The sequence below is a fragment of the Streptomyces sp. NPDC001156 genome (assembly GCF_053598275.1).
Window position 1 is genome coordinate 1 of sequence record NZ_JBSFJX010000458.1, and the last position, 2325, is coordinate 2325.

At 63.1% G+C, this 2325-nt stretch carries 1 protein-coding gene; it reads left to right on the forward strand.

Annotated features, from left to right (window positions below; genetic code table 11):
• The first annotated feature begins 798 nt into the window (after positions 1-798).
• A complete protein-coding gene (locus ACWDA7_RS52100) occupies positions 799-1662 on the forward strand; it encodes a helix-turn-helix domain-containing protein (protein ID WP_450615149.1) in 864 nt (287 codons plus the stop codon).
• The last annotated feature ends 663 nt before the right edge of the window (positions 1663-2325 follow it).

A 2325-nucleotide genomic window follows, 5' to 3' on the forward strand; every position in this document is an offset into this window, starting at 1 on the left:
TGAAGGACACGGCGGGCGGAAGCCAGCCCCATACCGCTGGTACCGCCGATGACGATGACCTTCTGCCCGGTGAAGTCGAGAGTGTTGCTGGACATAGTTTTCTCCTGAGTGGCGGCTTTATGAGTTGGCGGCCGGCGTGGTCGACGCAAGGGGTGTCCGCAGATCTACGGGTCCACAGGTCCATTCGAAGGACGTGGCGGGCCCCGGTGCGTTAGGGCAGGGGGCGGGGCGCAGGAGCCGCGGAAGCGGTTGCGTATGTTCACGTCTCTTACGGTGCGGCGAGCTAAGCGAAAAGTCCAGTTAGTGGTTTTTTATCCATTTTGAAGAATGGCTGAATGGTTCAGTATGTCGGCAATGGTCGGTTTCCTCGAGAGAGTGCCCCCGATCACACGACGACCCTGATTTGCAAAACGAAAGCGAGCCTGTCAAGATTGACGCATCGCTTGCGAGGCGAGCGGTAAGGGCTGGCCCATGACGGATTGGCGAAGACCGGCCTCGACTGCTGGATCGGCGGGCCGGCTCGCCGATTGTCCCGGAGCGAGGCGCTTGGACCGAGAAGTCGCCACGTGGACCGGGACACCGAGAGTGAAACGTCCATCTGGTGGCTGCGGTCACGGGTGTCCGCTTTGACCGGTGCGGGGCGCGTGGGCGGCTTGATTGTTTGCGTTGGTTGTCGCTGCGTTGGGTGTCACCAGAAACCCTGGCCTTGGGGCATCCCTACAGCAAACTGGCGCCCCGTTGGAAAGAGTGAGGTGGACATGCGGTTCGGAATCTTCGGCGTGGGAGGTGTGCTCGCCGATGGCTGAGTTCACAGAGGTGATCAGGGCGGGCGAGATGTCGTTTCTGCGATCACGCCGGGAGCAACTGAAACCCGAACAAGTGGGTTTGCCCTCCTTTGGCCGACGGCGGACCCCTGGGTTGCGGCGGGAGGAGCTCGCTGCGCTCGCCGGTTTGAGTGTCGAGTACCTGGAACGGCTGGAGCGGGGCCGGGATACCAATCCCTCACATGCGGTGCTCGCCGCGCTTGCCGAGGCGCTGCAGCTCTCCGACAGCGAGAAGCAGCACCTTGCGACGTGGGCCATGAAACGTCACAGCGCCGCGCTCTTGCCGCCTCCCCGTACGATCAGCGATGACACACGACCCACGGTGCGTACGCTGCTGGACCATCTCGATCCCACGCCAGCAAGCGTGTTCGGGCCGATCTGCAACGTTGTGGCATGGAACAGCGCATGGGAAGCCATGGTCAGGCCGCTGGGATTGCTGGATGAGGAATCGCCCAATTTGATTCGCTACCACTTCCTGAACCCCATGGCGCGCAGGATATTCACCCAGAGCGACTGGGCCGCGAAGGCGGACGAGCTGGTCGGCTGGCTGCGGGCTGCCCAACCGGACTGGGGCAGCGCTGATGAGTTTCGCGCCCTGGTCGACGACTTGAACGTGGTCCCCGAGTTTACGTCGCGATGGGCTGCCCACCCGGTTGCTGTATGCACGCGGCCTTCCGACACAAGTTTCTCTCACCCCGATGCTGGAATCCTGGGCATCACTACCGAGGTGCTCCTCGTCGGAGAGGCGGGGCAATGGCTCCAGATGTGGATCCCGGCCGATAAGAAGACCGCGTCCGCCATCAAAGCCTCTGCGCCCGCATCGTCCAATCAGGGGTAGCACTCCGGGCTGACGGCGAGCCGTGAGTGGGCCCTCAACGGAATCGCCTCGCCAACCCCAAGCAGGTCAACTCTGGCGTACAGCCCCCTGCCCCCGCCGCTGGTGACCTGAGCCGGAGATTGGTCGGCAGCACTTGGCGACTTTGTCGAGGATCTCGACGGCGGTCTTCGGCGGTCTTCGTGCAGATGAACGGCCGCGGGGTGGTGTTCAGGTCTGCGGGTCAGGCTCGGATGTCACGTTCGAGGGCTTGGACGGAGCGAAGTGGACGTTATGCCGGAGGCTCTTGTGGTGAGTTCGGCAAACCATCTTCCACCAGGCTCAGCCAGGACGGGCTGTGGTCGTTAAATGCAGATGCAAACGCGGGTGAGCCGGCACCAATGGGTCTCGCCACCGACGGCGGGCGTCAGGCCGAGCGACCTCACAGCACGCTCCGGATACCACAGATACGTCGACGTCCCCTGGTTGAGGAAGCCATGGGTTGGCAGACCCTGACATTGAGCCTTTCCCGGTAACCGACGGTCGCTGAGGGTGATCGCCTTCGGGAGTCTCGTGGTGCACTCCCAACTCCGGGCAGGCGTAAGGCCCCTGGTAGGAACGATCTTGCGACAGAAAGATCCGACCGAGGGGCCTCACGTGCCGACCAGTGTCACATACACCGCCGTG

Bases quoted from the DNA above. Each gene is read 5' to 3' on its own strand.
- ACWDA7_RS52100 (WP_450615149.1), top strand. From the start codon at position 799: ATGGCTGAGTTCACAGAGGTGATCAGGGCGGGCGAGATGTCGTTTCTG.